Source organism: Amycolatopsis umgeniensis (genome assembly GCF_014205155.1).
GTDB lineage: Bacteria > Actinomycetota > Actinomycetes > Mycobacteriales > Pseudonocardiaceae > Amycolatopsis > Amycolatopsis umgeniensis.
Map to the genome: position 1 here is coordinate 8,624,555 of NZ_JACHMX010000001.1, position 14,788 is coordinate 8,639,342.

The 14,788-nt window shown below is 68.8% G+C and carries 14 protein-coding genes; 4 read left to right on the forward strand and 10 right to left on the reverse strand.

Going from position 1 to position 14,788, the window contains the following annotated elements:
• Positions 1–10 precede the first annotated feature (10 nt).
• Positions 11–808 carry an SDR family oxidoreductase gene (locus HDA45_RS39305; RefSeq protein ID WP_184904188.1) on the forward strand — a complete coding sequence of 266 codons (798 nt, stop codon included), beginning with the start codon at positions 11–13 and terminating at the stop codon, positions 806–808.
• 178 nt (positions 809–986) lie between these two features.
• On the opposite strand, the gene HDA45_RS39310 is transcribed toward HDA45_RS39305, so the two are convergent.
• From HDA45_RS39310 to HDA45_RS39355, 10 genes are all read right to left on the reverse strand, one after another.
• Positions 987–1,682: an ATP-binding cassette domain-containing protein gene (locus tag HDA45_RS39310; protein ID WP_184904189.1), complete on the reverse strand. Its 696-nt coding sequence runs from the start codon at positions 1,680–1,682 to the stop codon at positions 987–989.
• Positions 1,679–3,382 (reverse strand): branched-chain amino acid ABC transporter ATP-binding protein/permease, encoded by a 1,704-nt coding sequence (locus HDA45_RS39315; protein ID WP_184904191.1) that lies wholly within the window; start codon positions 3,380–3,382, stop codon positions 1,679–1,681. Before HDA45_RS39315 ends, HDA45_RS39310 begins: the two co-directional genes overlap by 4 nt.
• Positions 3,369–4,229 carry a branched-chain amino acid ABC transporter permease gene (locus HDA45_RS39320; protein WP_184904193.1) on the reverse strand — a complete coding sequence of 287 codons (861 nt, stop codon included), beginning with the start codon at positions 4,227–4,229 and terminating at the stop codon, positions 3,369–3,371. The genes HDA45_RS39315 and HDA45_RS39320 overlap by 14 nt, the downstream gene beginning before the upstream one ends.
• A 12-nt stretch (positions 4,230–4,241) precedes the next feature.
• Positions 4,242–5,420: an ABC transporter substrate-binding protein gene (locus HDA45_RS39325; protein ID WP_184904196.1), complete on the reverse strand. Its 1,179-nt coding sequence runs from the start codon at positions 5,418–5,420 to the stop codon at positions 4,242–4,244.
• The gene (locus tag HDA45_RS39330) at positions 5,417–5,809 is read right to left on the reverse strand and encodes a nuclear transport factor 2 family protein (protein ID WP_184904198.1); all 393 of its coding nucleotides are present in this window, start codon (positions 5,807–5,809) and stop codon (positions 5,417–5,419) included. Before HDA45_RS39330 ends, HDA45_RS39325 begins: the two co-directional genes overlap by 4 nt.
• 9 nt (positions 5,810–5,818) lie before the next feature.
• Positions 5,819–6,586, reverse strand: coding sequence for a MoaF C-terminal domain-containing protein (locus HDA45_RS39335; protein WP_184904199.1), 768 nt, complete (start codon positions 6,584–6,586; stop codon positions 5,819–5,821).
• 40 nt (positions 6,587–6,626) lie between these two features.
• A complete protein-coding gene (locus HDA45_RS39340; RefSeq protein WP_184904200.1) occupies positions 6,627–7,625 on the reverse strand; it encodes an AraC-like ligand-binding domain-containing protein in 999 nt (332 codons plus the stop codon).
• Between the two features lie 62 nt (positions 7,626–7,687).
• Positions 7,688–8,170 carry a hypothetical protein gene (locus tag HDA45_RS39345; protein WP_184904201.1) on the reverse strand — a complete coding sequence of 161 codons (483 nt, stop codon included), beginning with the start codon at positions 8,168–8,170 and terminating at the stop codon, positions 7,688–7,690.
• 91 nt (positions 8,171–8,261) lie between these two features.
• Positions 8,262–9,236, reverse strand: coding sequence for an LLM class flavin-dependent oxidoreductase (locus HDA45_RS39350; protein ID WP_184904202.1), 975 nt, complete (start codon positions 9,234–9,236; stop codon positions 8,262–8,264).
• 177 nt (positions 9,237–9,413) lie between these two features.
• Entirely contained in the window at positions 9,414–10,748 is a 1,335-nt protein-coding gene (locus HDA45_RS39355; RefSeq protein ID WP_184904203.1) for a cytochrome P450, read from the reverse strand.
• Between the two features lie 129 nt (positions 10,749–10,877).
• Here HDA45_RS39355 and HDA45_RS39360 point away from each other — a divergent pair, with 129 nt between their 5' ends.
• The 3 genes from HDA45_RS39360 (at position 10,878) to HDA45_RS39370 (ending at position 14,705) form a co-directional block, all read left to right on the forward strand.
• Entirely contained in the window at positions 10,878–12,158 is a 1,281-nt protein-coding gene (locus tag HDA45_RS39360) for a CNNM domain-containing protein (RefSeq protein WP_184904204.1), read from the forward strand.
• Positions 12,159–12,221: 63 nt separating this feature from the next.
• A complete protein-coding gene (gene ilvD, locus HDA45_RS39365; protein ID WP_184904205.1) occupies positions 12,222–13,901 on the forward strand; it encodes a dihydroxy-acid dehydratase in 1,680 nt (559 codons plus the stop codon).
• Positions 13,902–13,952: 51 nt separating this feature from the next.
• Positions 13,953–14,705 (forward strand): NPP1 family protein, encoded by a 753-nt coding sequence (locus HDA45_RS39370; protein WP_184904208.1) that lies wholly within the window; start codon positions 13,953–13,955, stop codon positions 14,703–14,705.
• The last annotated feature ends 83 nt before the right edge of the window (positions 14,706–14,788 follow it).

Consider the following 14,788-nt stretch of genomic DNA (forward strand, 5'->3'; position numbering starts at 1 on the left):
ACTCACGCAAGTGAAGAAGGTTGTCGCGATCACGGGTGGCGGTACCGGTATCGGTGCGGCGGTCGCCCGCCGGTACGCCGACGAGGGCGCCCAGGTGGTGGTGCTCGGACGGCGGCTCGAACCGCTGGAGAAGGTGGCCGCCGAAACCGGCGCGCACGTCATCACGTGCGACGCCAGCGAACGCGAAGCCGCCGAGAACGCCGTGGCGGAGATCGTCGGCGAATTCGGCAGGCTGGACGTCGTGGTGGCCAACGCCGGCGGGCACGGCCTGTCCTCGGTGGTCGACACCGGTGACGAGGAATGGGAACTGGCCCTGCGCTCGAACCTGTCCAGCGCCTTCGTGTTCTGCCGGGCGACGCTGCCGTCGCTGGTCGAAACCGGTGGCCAGGTGGTCATCGTGTCGTCGCTGGCCGGGCTGTTCGCCGGGCCGAACGTCGCCGGCTATACCGTCGCCAAACACGCCCTGATCGGGCTGACCCGCTCCATCGCCCGCGACTACGGACCGAAGGGCGTCCGCGCGAACGCCGTGTGCCCCGGCTGGGTGCGCACCCCGATGGCGGACGGCGAGATGGACCAGTTCGCCGAGGCCGCGGGCTTCGACGGCGGTCACGCCGAGGGCTACCGCCGCGTCACCGCCGAGGTCCCGCTGCGCCGTCCCGCCGAGCCCGAGGAGATCGCGTCGATCGTGCGGTTCCTGGGCTCTTCGGAGTCTTCGTACATCACCGGCGCGGTGATCGTGGCCGACGGTGGCGCGCACGCCGTCGACCTGCCGACACTGGCCTTCGAACGGGCGGGCATGGGTTCGTAGGGATAGCGCGTGAAGGCCCCCTTCCCTCGGCTCAGTCGAGGGAAGGGGGCCTTCACGCGCTATGCCGAGGTGACCTAGCCGGGTACGGAGGGCCAGGCGTGTCGCGAAAGCCACTTTCGGGACATCAGACGTCCCGAAAGTGGCTTTCGCGACACGGCCGGCGCGGGCATCGCGCGCCTCAGGACTCGCCGAGGTAGGCCGCGTGCAGGGTGCTGGGCGAGTTCAGCAGGTCCTGCGCGGAACCCGCATAGGTGACGCGCCCCGAAGAGACCACCAGCGCATCACTCGCGACCCCGAGGGCGAGGTGCGTGAACTGCTCGACGAGCAGGATCGCCGCGCCTTCCTCCGCGAACCGGGTCACCATCGGCAGCAGCCGCGTGAACACCACCGGCGCCAGTCCCAGCGACATCTCGTCGATGAGCAGGAACGACGGCCGCGCGGCGAACGCGCGCGCCAGCACCACCATCTGCTGTTCGCCCCCGCTGAGCAGTGCCGCCGGGGAGTCCCGGCGTTTCTCCAGCTCGGGGAACAGTTCGAACAGCTCGTCGGCCCGCGCGCGGGTGCGCGCGGTGAGCATGAGGTTCTCCAGCACGGTCAGGCCGCCGAACACCGCGCGACCCTGTTCGATATGCGCCAGACCCCGCCGCGCGCGGGTGACCCTCGACTGTTTCGTGATCTCGTCCGGTCCGATGTGGACGGTTCCGGAGGAGGCGGGCACGACGCCGGAGACGGCCTCGAGCAGGCTGGTCTTCCCGGCGCCGTTCGGCCCGACGAGCGCGGTGATCCGGCCCGGTTCCAGCGTCAAGTCGACGCCGGAGATCACCGGGCCCGCCCCGCGGGTGACCGTCAGCCCCGCTATCCGCAATGCGTTCACAGCAGCTCCGTTTCACCCATGTACGCCTTGAGCACGGCCGGATCGGCGAGCACTTCGGCCTGGGGGCCCGACGCCAGCACGCGGCCGAAATCGAGCACGGTGATCGTGTCGCAGACCGACCGCACCAGATCGAGGTCGTGCTCGATGAGCAGCACCGACACCCCGAACCGCGCGGGGACCTGCCGAAGCCGTTCCCCGAACGCGACGTGCTCCTCGTGCGGGAGACCGGCGGCGGGCTCGTCGAGGAGGAGGACACGCGGCCGCGCCAGCAGATGCCCGACGACCTCGACCAGCCTGCGGGCGCCGACGTCCACTTGCGACAGTGGGGTGCGGGCCGCGGGGCAGCCGAAGAAGTCCAGGGCCTCGCCGATCTCGTCGGCGGTGAGCCGTCGCCTGGCGAGGAACTTGAGATAGGCGCCGACCGTCAGCCCCGGCGGGACACGGTCCTGCTGGAACGTCCGGCGCAGCCCGGCGCGCGCCCGGTTCGACGGCGACCCGGTCAGCGGGCTGCCGCCCAATTCCACTGAACCTTCGGCGTTCGGCAGGAATCCGCTGATCGCGTCGACCAGCGTCGACTTGCCGGCGCCGTTCGGTCCGATCACGCCGAGCACCCCGTGTTCCGGTACCGCGATGTCCACCGAGGACAAGGCGGCCACGTGCCCGAAGTTCACGCTCAGACCGCGCACGGTGAGCACCGGCGGCCCCGGGGACACCGGTTCGACAGTGCTCGCCCCGGCGGCCAGATCGAGTTTCGCGGGCTCCTTTTTGGACCGCCGGTACCACACCTGCCGCACCGTGGTGCCCAGGTTCCCGCCACTGGCCAGCGCCTGGACGCCGAGCACCCCGAACACCACGAATCCCCAGTCCTGCGGGATTCCCCAGCGCTTCAGCAGTTCCGGCACGCCGACCCACAGCACCGCGCCGAACACGGCCATGTCGATCAGATGCGCGCCCGACATGATCGCCAGCACGTACAGCGCCAGCGACTGGATCGCGGTGAAACTGGCCGGGAAGGCCAGTCCGACCTGCCCGGTGAGCAGGCCGCCGCTGATCCCGCCGAGGGTGGCGCTCACCGCGAACGCGGTCAGTTTCGACGTCCGCACGCTCGTGCCCGCGGCCGCCGTCCCGCGCTCGGAGAACGCCACCGCCTGCCAGGCGCTGCCCCAGCGCCCGCGGCGCAGGAAGTACACCGCCAGGCAGCACAGCACCAGCACCACGACGGCGAGCTGGAAATAGGACCGGTCGTCGGAGAAGGCGTCCGGCCGTTCGACCGAGATCCCACCGGAGACACCGGGGAACTGGAGCTGGACCAGGGCGAGGTCGGCCGCGGCGGCGAGCCCCAGCGTGACGACGGCGAGGTTGATCCCGCGCAGCCGCAACGCCGGGAGCCCGACGAGCACCCCGACCGCTCCGGCGGCGACACCGCCGAGCAGCAGCCAGGTGAGGAACCCGCCGGGCGCCTGCGCCTCGTTCAGCGCCGACACCGTCCAGGCACCGACGGCGCCGAAGGTCAGCTGGCACAGCGAGATCATCCCCGCGCTGCCGGTGACCACGCCGAGCCCGAGCAACGAGATCCCCGCGACGACGGCGCTCATGCCCAGATAGACGAAATACCCGTCGAGCCCGACGCTCAGGCCGTAGCCCACCGCGATCGCCACCAGGGCCACCACGAACGGCATCCCGCGTTCAGCGAGCCGCATCCCACACCTCCTTGCGCTGCGACCAGAGCAGCAGAGCGACGATCACCGCGAACGGCAGGAAATACCGCACGACCGAAAGGCCGTCGACCTGCGCGGCCGCACCCTGGATCAGGCCGAGGCCCAGTCCGCCCGCGACAGCGAGGTCCAGCCGGCGGAACCCGCCGAGCAGGGCCGCCGCCGACGCGGGGACCACCAGCATCGCCAGCGACGTCGCGTCGTTCGACTGCGACGGCGCGACGATCGAGATGACCAGCGTGCTGACCACGCCGGTGACAGCCCAGACCGCGATGCTGAGCCGTTTCGCCGGGATGCCCAGCAGTTCCGCCGTCGTCGGGCGTTCGGACAGCGCCCTGAGCTGGACCCCCGCCGGGGTCCGGCTCAGCACGATCCGGCTGGCCACCGCGACCAGTACGGCCAGCGCGACGGTGACCACGGTGACCTGGCTGATCACCACGCCGCCGACGGTGAGCGCCGGACCGTCGAGGATCGGGTGGAACGGCTGCGGTTTGTTGCCGAACAGGATGAACGACAACGAGATCAGCAGGAGCAGCACCGCCACGGTGACCGCCGAGCGGGTGCCGGTGTCCGCCTCGGCGAGCCACGTGGACACGATCCAGCCGAGCAGCGCGCTGAGCAGCCCGCCGAGCAGGATCCCCGCGATGGTGGCGAGCCACATCGGCAGTCCCAGGTCGACGGACAGGAACACCGCCACGTAGCAGCCGAACATCCCGGTGGCCGACTGGGCGAAGTTCACCACCCGCACCAACCGCGACATCAGCGTCAGGCACACCGCCAACACCGCGTACAGTCCGCCGGCGGCCAGGCCTGCCAGCGCTCCCTGCAGCATCGTTTCCTCCTGTTACTTCTTGGGAATCCGCAGCCAGTCGTTCGCCACGAGTTCCCATTTGTTGGTGCCGGAGGCGAGTTTGATCGGCCAGCCCGCGGTGTTGTCGTGATGGGTTTGGCCGGGGCCGAAGACGTACGGCGTGCCGACCATCGGATCGGTGATCGGCTTCATCTCGCGCAGCGCCTTGGTCACCGACTCGCGGGTGACGTCACCACTGATCCCCTTCGCGACCTCGAGGAAGTACTTCGCCGCCAGGTAACCGCCCTGGCTGAACGAGGTCAGCGGGATGTTGTTCTTCGTCATCAGCTCACGCCAGTCCTTGTTCTGCGGGCTGGTCGAGTCGGTGAACGGGTAGAACTCGGCGGGGACGTACACCCCGGCACCGGCGTTGGTGATGGCCTTGGCGTAGTTCTCGCTGTAGACGCTGGTGAGCAGCAGCCACGTGACGTCGTTCCAGCCCTGTGCGGCGGCGGCCTTGAGCTGCCCGATCGAGTCCGGCTCGACCGGGTTCACCGTGATCGCCTTGCAACCGGCGTTGCGGGCCTTGACGATGTAGGAGGTGTAGTCGGAACCGCCGTAGGGCACGGTCGCGTCGAGGTACTTGAGCTTCTTGCCGGTGATGGCCGACCACTCGTCGATGGCCGCCTGATACGAGGGCAGCGTGTTGCCCGCGATCTCCAGCAGCGCGCAGATGTCGTTGAGTTTCAGCGTTTCCGAGCCGTAGAGCAGGGTCAGCGTCATGTCGTGGTACGGACCGACGTTGGCCGGGGCGATGTTGGGGCTGGTGAAGCACGCCGGGTCCACGCCGATGCCCTGGATGGACAGGATCTTTTGCTGCTCGTAGTACTTGTTGTTGATCTCGCACTCGATGAGGCTGGACGAGCCGACCAGCGCCACCGCCTCGTCGCGGCCGACGACCTCGCGGGCCGCGGCGGCGGCCGCCGCCGGGTCACCCTTGTCGTCGAGGGCCTTGTACTGGATCTGCCTGCCGTTCACGCCGCCGCTGGCGTTGGCGGCGTCGAAGACCGCCTTCGCCGCCTGCGACGCTTCGGGGAAGGTGGCCGCGCCGCTCAGCGCGTTGACCGAACCGACCACGATGGGGCCGCTCGAACCGCTTTCGGCTCCGGCGCAGCCCGCGGTGGCGAGCAGGACGGCCGCGGAGAGGGCGACGATGCGCCGCGCGGGTTTCACCGGTTCTCCGCGGCGTTCACGACGGGCACGGAGTCGACGATCTGCTCGAACGAGGTGACCTTGCCGTCGTCGAACTTCCACACGTGCGCGACGCGGGCGGTGAACGAGCGGCCGGTCTCGCGGTGCTTGCCCTGGTAGGTGCCGATGCCGATCACCGTGTCACCCGCGTCGGCGAGCTCATCGAGTGCGAAACCGTAGCCGTCCCAGTCGTTCGCGATCGCGCCGAAGACCTTTTCCTTGACCTCGTCCGGGCCGGTGTAGGTGCCGGCGTAGGGGAATCCGGCGGCCTCCGTCCAGGTGGTCTCGGGACCGAGCGGGGCCAGCATGCCCGCCAGATCGCCCCGGTCGCTCGCGGCGTAATGCGCGGCGATGATGTCTGAATTGGACACTTGAGCTCCTTAGACCGGTTGCGCGTCCGGATAAGAGACGGCGCCGAGTGGGTAGATGTGCCCGCCCGCGCGGGAGTGTTCGGACCGGCCGTCGCCGGTGATGCCGAGGAAGACGCCGGTGGTCTTCAGCGCGTAGCCGAGGTCGTGCAGCCAGACGCTGGCCACGGCGATGCGGAATTCGCGGAAGCAGAACAGGTAGAGCCCGTCCTGGAACTTCCACACCGTCGAAAGGTCCATGTCGCCGTGGCCGCGCTGCACGCCTTCGAGGCATTGCCAGGCATAGCGTTGCGAGGACACGTATACGTGCTCGTAGAGGTGTTCCGGGCTGTAGCGGTAGACGTTGCGCTTGCCGATCAGATCGCGCGACGGCCCCGGCTGCTCGCCGGTCGGCGCGCCAGCGTCGGTGGTGCCGGACCAGAACGTCTGGGAGACACGGGGAAGACCCTCGACGTCCTCGGTGCCGATCACCGAACGCACGGCGAGCGCGCGATGTGTCGTCGTGGAGAAGACGACGGTGAGCGCTTCACCTTCCACGCTGGCATGGGGGAGATTAACGAAGAAAACGTCTTCCCGGACGGCGACCGCGTCGTACGGATCCTTGATGCCGTTGCAGGTGACGGTTTCAGCGTCCTCGAACCGCAGCGCGAGCGTCGCTCCGTCGTCGAGGGTGACGGTGAGCTCGCGTCCCGACAGGTCCGCGTTCGGCAGGCGGTAGGTGGCTATTCCGGCGGCGAACTCGTCATACGTGCGCCACTGTTCCTCGGGTGCTTCGGGCATGCGGTCATCGTCGAGGCGACCGCCGGGGGAGGGCCAGCTGTCACGCGCTGGGCGGCAACAACCGATCGCTCACGGTCAAGCCACGGCGCAGTTCGCTCGGCGAGCGGCCGAATTCCGTCTTGAACACCCGGCTGAAATGCGGCGCGTCGACGAAACCCCACTTCGCCGCGATGGCGGCGACGGGCCTCGAAGCGTGTACGGGGTCCAGCAATTCACGGCGGCAGTGTTCCAGGCGCCGGGTGCGGATCCAGCCGGAGACGGTCGTGCCCTGTTCGTGGAAGAGGCCGTGCAGATGCCGGGTGGATATGTAGTGCTCGGCGGCGATCTGCGCCGGTCCGAGGTCGGTGGAGGAGAGGTTGGTGTCGATGTAGGCGAGCACGCGGCGCATCAGTTCGTGATGCGGCCCGGCCGTCGTGCGGGCGAGGTCGAGTTCACTCGCGAACAGCGTGGCGAGCAGATCGACCGCCGTATGCGCGAGCCGGACGCCCGCCGGACCGCCGAGCTGGTCGAGGTTGCTGCCGAGTTGCGCGAGGAAGGGCACCACCACGTTGCCCATCCCTCGTTTGCCCGACATCGGGACCGCGGTCAGCTGGCCGACCAGGTCACGGGGGAGATCGATGAGGCGCTGCGGGAACATCACGACGAGCGTGCGGAAATCCTCTTCGAACGCCAGGGAATACGGGCGGTGCGTGTCGTACAACGCCACGTCACCGGGGCGCAGCATGGCTTCGCGGTTGTCCTGCACCAGCAGCCCGGTCCCGGACAGGATCAGGCTCAGCTTGTAGTAGTGCCTGTCCGCCCTGGCGATGAGTTCGGGCGTCCGTTCGACGACGTGCGCCGACGCGGTCACTTCGGTCAGTTGCACGTCGTCGGCGCCGCACGAGCGGATGCGGCCGCGGAAGTGGTCACGGTGCTCGCTCGTCACGTGCAGCGGCACGAAGGAGTGCGACACCACCGTGCGGAAATCCGTGAAATCTCGCGCGACCATGGTGGTGGTCGGGTCGGCGGTGGCGGTGGTCACGAGGTCACCTCGCAGCATCGGGGGGTGAATTTCATATACGATAAGCGATACGATGCTGCCGGGCAATGATCGCGGCGAGGTCAGTCGGCGAGGCGGAACAGGAGGGTCCTCGGGTCCACGTCGACGGGTACCACCGTGCCCGTTTCGTAGCGGCCGACGTCCTCGGTGAGCACTCGTGCGCTGAACGGGGTCACCCCGGGACCGGTGACGACGAGGTCGACGTCGTCCGCCGGAGTGCTCACCTCGCCGACCCAGATCCGCTTGCTGGAAACGACTTCCGCGGTCGCGCGGACACCCTTCCGGTCGAGTCCGCGATGGGCTTCACGAGCCCTGGCGTTCTGCCAGAGGTGTGACCCGACGGTGCCGAACCCGCCGAGCGTGAACACGGTGCCCATGGCGATGACGACCAGGCGGTCGTCATCGCCGGGATCGAAATGGGTGCTGATCCAGAGCAGCCCGGGGCCGATCAGGACCATCACGGTCATGAAGAAGCCCATCAGGCACCCGAACATGGTGAAGACGGGTAATTCGGGGGCTTCCTTGCCTTCGCGATCCGTCGTCACGGGCGTGACGTTACTGACCGGTTTCCTCGGCCGGTCCGGTAAAAATGCCCGCTTGGGCGTTGCTGACGAGGCCCGAAACCGACGTCTCGGTTTACGCGCGGGAACTGGCCGACCTTTTCGTACGCGCCGTGAGCCCGCCGGCGAGCGAGGCGAGGAGTTCGTAGGAGCGGCGGCGGTCGGTGTGGTGGAAGAGCGGTGTGGTCACCATGATTTCGGCGGTGCCGGTTTCGTCGAGGATCTGTTGCAGCTTTCCGGTCAGGGTGGCCGGGCTTCCGGTGAGCACGGCGCCGGAACGCTTCGCGATTTCCGCGCGATCATCGGCGGTGTAAGGGAAGGCCGCCGCTTCCTCGGGGCTGGGCAGCTGAATGCGGTTGCCGCGGATCCGGCTGAGCACCTTCAGCCGGGTCGATCCGGCGAGCCACTCGGCGCGTTCGTCGTCCTCGGCGGCGATGACGGAGACGCTGACCAAATCGGCCTCGACCGGTGCGTCCGGTGCCAGGTGATGCGCGAAGGCGTATTTGATGCCGCGTTCGGCGGCGAGCGCCGCGCTTGCGGGGGAGCGGCCGAGCAACCACAGCGCCGGCACGTTGCCGCCGAGTACGGGAATCGCTTTGACCTCGGCGTCCTCGGGTGGGTCCAGGTATCCCCGGAGTTCGTCGAGCTGTGCGCCGAAGTCCTTCGTCCTTTGTGGACTGAGGGCGGCGGAGGCCGCTTTCGATCCGCCCGGTGCGCGTCCGATGCCGAGATCGATCCGCCCCGGATGCAGGGCGGCGAGGGTCCCGAACTGTTCGGCGACCACGAGTGGCGCGTGATTCGGCAGGAGCACTCCGCCCGCGCCGACCCGCAGGCGTCGCGTGGCGTTCGCGAGATGGGCGATCAAGACGGCCGGTGCGGAACTGGCGACGCCGCGCATGCCGTGATGCTCGGGGACCCAGTAGCGGTGATAGCCGAGGTCTTCGGCGAGGCGCGCGAGGTCGACGGTGTTGAGCAGGGCCTGGCGCGGTGTCGAGCCCTGGACGATGGGCGAGGTGTCCAGGACCGAGAGAGCCGGGGGCGTGGGAGCCATTCGGTCCTTCCTGTCTTCGCCTGACCTGCCTGGGGGTGGCGGGTTGTGCGGCCGCCGCGAGATAGCTCCAGTCTCGGGCCCTGATGTCGTGAAAGCCACTTTCGGGACATCAGACGTCCTGAAAGTGGCTTTCGCGACACCCGAAGCCAATGGCTGCGATCACCACTCACGAGGCAATCAGGCGAGTGCGGCGGGAAGCGTTTCGAAACCGCGCAGGATCCGGGTCTGCCGTCGCTTCGCTCTGCCCAGGAGCCGCAGGTCGGGGAATCGTTCGAAGATCGACCGCAGCCCGATCTCCCCTTCCATCCTCGCCAGCGAAGCGCCGAGGCAGTAGTGCCGCCCGGCGCCGAAGGACACGTGATCCCGCGCGTTCGCCCGCGTGACGTCGAACGAGGAGGGGTCTTCGAAGATCTCCGGATCCCGGTTCGCGCCCGCGAGCACGGTGCTGACGATCGCCCCGCGGTCGATGGGCTTGCCGCCGATCTCCGTGTCGCGTGCGCACAGCCTGCCGGTGAGCAGGACGGGCGGGTCGTAGCGGAGGATCTCGTCGGTCGCGTTGCTCCACAACTCGGGGTTCCCGCGCAGCTTTTCGAGCTGATCCGGATTCCGGGTGAGCAGGGCGATGCCGTTGCCGAGGAGGTTGACGGTGGTCTCGAACCCGGCCGCCAGCACCAATCCCGCGGTGGCCTTGAGTTCCCGCTCAGTCAGGCCGACACCGTCCTCGCGGGCGGCGATCAGCTTGCTGAGCAGGTTGTCGCCGGGATTCGTCCGCAGTTTCTCCAGATGCAGGGTGAGCCACGAGTCGAACTCGGCGAGCGTCGCTTCGACGGTCCGGAAGGTCCGCCACGGCAGCCCGAGGTCGAGGCTCGGGGCCGCGGCGCCGCCCAGCGCGAGCACCTTGTCCCGTTCTTCCGGCGGGACACCGAGGATCTGGCTGATGACGGTGACCGGCAGGAGCCCGCAGTACTGCTCGACGAGGTCGACGGGGTTCGCCGGGTCGAGGCCGTCGAGCAGTTCGTCGGCGATGGCCTGCGTACGGTGCCGCAGTTGTTCGACCGCGCGGGCGGTGAAGACGCGCGTGACGAGTTTCCGGTAGCGGGTGTGGTCGGGCGGTTCGCTGGCGAGCAGCGACGGCGGTTCGATCGGATGGATCAAGCCGGATGCCGACCAGGCGACGAGCCGGTTGAGCAACGGGTTGTCCGGGACGAACCGCACGGATTTGAACGCGTCGCTGGTGAGGATTTCCTTGCAGGCCGAATGCCGCGTGGTCACGTGCCCGACCCGGGTGCTGGCGATGGCGCCGTGCGAGCGGATCTCGTCGAACAACCCGGTCAGGTCCGCGCCACCGCTCGCCTCGACGGACAGCCTGCCCTGGAGATCGCCCCGGCGTGCCGCGGCCCGCAGGGCCACCCGGGGGATCGCGTGGCCGATGCTCCAGCGGGTGACCGGTTTGGCGATTTCCCCCGCCCGGCGCAGGAACGTCCGTGCGGGAGTGGTCTTGAGTGCGAACATCAGGACTCCGTCCGTGCGGGTTCCTTCGAAGGTATCGGAACTACCTGTCAGTAGCTAGCGCTCGCGACATCTGCGAATCCGCGCTCCGCTCGGTAATGTTCTGCACTTCCAGCGGGCCGGGGAGTGCTTGTGGGCGGCTACGGGTTCGACATCGCACTGGTCGCGGTGCTGGTGGTGCTCAACGCGGTGTTCGCGGGCAGCGAGATGGCGCTGATCTCGTTGCGCGAGGGGCAGTTGCGGGCCTTGGAGCGGGACGGCCGCGCGGCCGCCCGGACGCTGGCGCGGCTGGCACGCGACCCGAATCGCTTCCTGGCGACGATCCAGATCGGCATCACGCTCGCCGGGTTCCTCGCCTCGGCGACAGCGGCGGTATCGCTCGCCGAACCGGTGGTGCCGCTGCTGAGCTTCCTCGGCAACGCCGCCGGAGCCGTGGCCGTCGCGCTCGTGACCATGATCCTCACTTTCCTGACCCTGGTGCTCGGAGAGCTGGCGCCGAAGCGGCTGGCCATGCAGAACGCGCTGCGATGGGCGCTGCTGGTGGCGCGTCCGCTGAACCTGTTGTCGACGATCTCGAGGCCCGTGGTGTGGGCACTGAGCGCGTCGACGAACTTCGTCGTGCGCGCGCTGGGCGGACGGGCGGAAGCCGATCCGGACCAGATGTCGCCCGAGGAGCTCCGGGAACTGGTCTCGGCGCAACGAGGCCTGAACGCCGAGCAGCGCATGATCATCAACGGCGCCTTGGAGATCCACGAACGACGGCTGCGGGAGGTGCTCGTTCCCCGTCGCGCGGTGCTGACCCTCGCGGCCGAGCTGGACCTCGAGTCGGCGCGGCGTCAGCTGGCCGAGTCCGGGCACTCCCGCGCGCCTGTCGCCCGAGGCGGACATCTGGACGACGTCGTCGGGGTGGTGAGCCTGCGCGACCTGCTCGAAGACCGCGACGATCTCGCCGAAGTGGTCCGTCCGGCGGTGGTGTTCCCCGATTCGCTGCGGGTCTCGGACGCGCTGCGCAGCTTCAAGGCCGAGCGGGAGCAGATGGCGCTGGTCGTCGACGAGCACGGCGCCGTCGCGGGCATGGTCACGCTCGAGGACCTGCTGGAGGAGATCGTCGGCGAGATCTACGACGAGACCGATCGCGACGTCCTGGCCGTACGCAACGGCCAGGACGGCTCCCTCGTGCTGCCGGGCACGTTCCCGGTGCACGACCTCGTCGACGTCGGGGTCGAACTGCCGGACGCTCCGCCGGGGGAGTACGCGACGATCGCCGGGCTGATCCTGGTGATCCTCGGCCGGATCCCGGAGAAACCGGGTGACCGGGTGGTGGTCTCCGGCTGGACGGCCGAGGTGCTCGGCGTCGAACATCACGCGATCACGCGCGTGGCGCTGCACCGTGGGGCGAATGCGGAGCGGTGAGTTGCGCCGGGCGCCTCCTGTTGGCAGCGTGCCCGGTGTCCCACCACGGAGAAAGGTGTCCCGATGCCGGAAGACCAGCCGGATTTGAAGCCTCGTTCGCGCGACGTGACCGACGGTCTGGAGCGCGCGGCGGCCCGCGGGATGCTCCGCGCGGTCGGGATGGGCGACGAAGACTTCGCCAAACCGCAGATCGGGGTGGCGTCGTCGTGGAACGAGATCACCCCGTGCAATCTGTCGCTGGACAGGCTGGCCAAGGCGGTCAAGAACGGTGTGCACGCGGGCGGGGGCTACCCGCTCGAGTTCGGCACGATCTCGGTGTCCGACGGTATTTCCATGGGCCACGAGGGCATGCACTTCTCGCTGGTCTCGCGGGAGGTGATCGCCGACTCCGTCGAGACGGTGATGATGGCCGAGCGGCTGGACGGCTCCGTGCTGCTGGCCGGCTGTGACAAGTCGTTGCCGGGCATGCTGATGGCCGCGGCCCGGCTCGATCTCGCCTCCGTCTTCCTTTACGCGGGCTCGATCATGCCCGGTCAGGTCGATGGCCAGGACGTCACGATCATCGACGCCTTCGAGGCCGTGGGCGCCTGCCTCGCGGGCAAGATCACCCGCGCCGAAGTGGACAAGATCGAGCGTGCGATCTGCCCCGGCGAGGGTGCCTGCGGCGGCATGTACACCGCCAACACGATGGCGTCGGTGGCCGAGGCGCTCGGCATGTCGCTGCCCGGATCGGCCGCGCCGCCCGCCGTCGACAGGCGCCGTGACGGTTTCGCCCACCGGTCGGGGGAGGCCGTCGTCGGCATGCTCCGCCAGGGCATCACCGCGCGGCAGATCATGACCATGGAAGCGTTCGAGAACGCCATCGCGGTCGTGATGGCGCTGGGCGGTTCGACCAACGCCGTGCTGCACCTGCTCGCGATCGCGCGCGAGGCGGAGGTCGACCTGCGCATCGACGATTTCAACCGTATCGGCGACAAGGTCCCGCATCTCGGCGATCTCAAGCCGTTCGGGAAGTACGTGATGAACGACGTCGACAAGGTCGGCGGCATCCCCGTGGTGATGAAGGCGCTGCTCGACGCCGGGCTCATGCACGGTGACGTGCTCACCGTGACCGGCAAGACCATGGCCGAGAACCTGGAGGGCATCGCGCCCGACGGCGTCGACGGCGAGATCATCCGCCCGCTCGACCGCCCGATCCACAAGACCGGCGGGCTGACCATCCTCAAGGGATCGCTGGCGCCGGAAGGCGCCGTCGTGAAGTCGGCGGGCTTCGACGAGTCGACGTTCACCGGCACGGCGCGGGTGTTCGACGGCGAACGGGCCGCCCTCGACGCGCTCGCCGAAGGCCGGATCGTCGCCGGGGACGTCGTCGTCATCCGGTATGAAGGCCCCAAGGGCGGTCCGGGCATGCGCGAGATGCTCGCCATCACCGGCGCGATCAAGGGCGCCGGGCTCGGGAAGGACGTCCTGCTCATCACCGACGGCCGCTTCAGCGGCGGCACGACCGGCCTGTGCGTCGGCCACATCGCGCCGGAAGCGGTCGACGCGGGTCCGATCGCGTTCGTGCGCGACGGGGACCCGATCACGCTCGACGTCGCGAACCGGACGCTCGAAGTCGCGATCGACGACATCGAGGCACGCCGGGAGGGCTGGACTCCCAAACCTCCCGCGTACACGCGCGGAGTACTCGGGAAGTACGCCAAGGTCGTCCAGAGCGCCGCGCACGGGGCCGTTTGCGAGTGAGCCGACCAAGGAGGGTTCCGTGTTGAATCAAGTCGTGAATTAATAACCGGCATGCGACGGTTCACGACAGTCCTCATGGGCACTCTCGCGGCCCTTCTCTTCGTGACAGGAACAGCTTTCGCGGCGCCGCCCCAGGCGCTGGACTGGTCGGCGCCCTGGCCCGACCGGACCTACGAACCCGCCTTCGACTACGACGGCGACGGTTGCTATCCGACCCCGGCGATCGGCCGTGACGGCACACTCGCGCCGGGACTCGCGCTGGGCGGCGACGTCAACGGCCAGTGCCGCGACCTGTCCGATCTGGACAACACCAACGCGTACTCGCGGGTGAAGTGCAACAACGGCTGGTGCGCTTATCTGTACGCGCTTTACTTCGAGAAGGACCAGGCCGCGCTGGGGCCCGGGAGTGCCGGTCACCGGCACGACTGGGAGCACGTCGTCGTGTGGGTGCAAGGCGAGTGGGGCAGGTACGTGTCCACTTCGGCCCACGGCAAGTACACGACCAAACAGCGCGACCAGGTCCCGTGGGACGAGACGGGCAAGCACCCCAAGGTGATCTACCACAAGGACGGGATCAGCACGCACTGCTTCCGGCACGCGGGGTTCGGTGAGGAGCCGGAGAACCACAAGAAGCAGTGGCAGTACCCGCCGCTGGTCGGCTGGGACGGTTATCCGCCGGGCCTGCGCGACAAACTGACGGGACACGACTTCGGCAGCGCCCAGCTCGGGATCCGGGACTCGTCGTTCAACGGCGAACTCGCCAAGGCGAAACCCTCCGGGATCCCGTTCGATCCGAACGCCTGAGGGCTGAAGGGGCCTTCACCGCATGCGACGCGGTGAAGGGCCCCTTCGTCGCGTCGCATGCGGGCAAAGTCCCCTTCATCCGC